At 72.9% G+C, this 538-nt stretch carries 1 pseudogene; it reads left to right on the top strand.

Annotated elements, in window-relative coordinates:
* Nucleotides 1-130 precede the first annotated feature (130 nt).
* Nucleotides 131-538 (top strand): annotated as a pseudogene (locus tag AC559T_RS16730) (class I SAM-dependent methyltransferase); the annotation flags it as partial.

The following is a 538-nucleotide window of genomic DNA, read 5'->3' as shown; positions in this document are numbered from 1 at the left end:
TGCGCGCCGAGGACCTGCCAGGCGGGCTTGGTGCCTTCCGGGTCGTCACCTTCGCCCAGTCGTTCCAATGGCTCGACCGCCCCAGGGTCGCTGCCGCGGTCCGCCGGATGCTGGTACCGGACGGCGGCATGTGTGTGTTCGTCCACGCCACCACGCACACGAGGGCGTTCCCGGTGACGAGGCGCTGCCGCATCCCCGGCCGCCCCGGGAGGCGATCGTCTCGCTCGTCCGCGACTACCTCGGCCCGCTCCGGCGGGCGGGGCGAGGTGTGCTGCCCCAGGGCACCCTTTCAGGAGAGGGCGACATCTTTCGGGCGGCGGGGTTCCAGGAACCCACTCGGCTGGACGTGGCCGGCGGGCTCGTCGTCGAACGCGGCGCCGACGAGGTGGTCGCCTCGGTGTTCTCGCTGTCCAGCGCGGCCCCCCACCTGTTCGGTGACCGGCGGGGGGCGTTCGAGCGTGACCTGCGCGGACTTCTGCGGGAGACGTCGGCGACCGGCCGGTCCTCCGAGCGCACCCGTGACATCAGGCTCGAACTC

The sequence above is a fragment of the Frankia sp. Hr75.2 genome, from assembly GCF_949319125.1.
GTDB lineage: Bacteria > Actinomycetota > Actinomycetes > Frankiales > Frankiaceae > Parafrankia > Parafrankia soli.
Note: the sequence above shows the minus strand (reverse complement) of the source record. Positions and strands in the feature narration are given on the sequence as shown.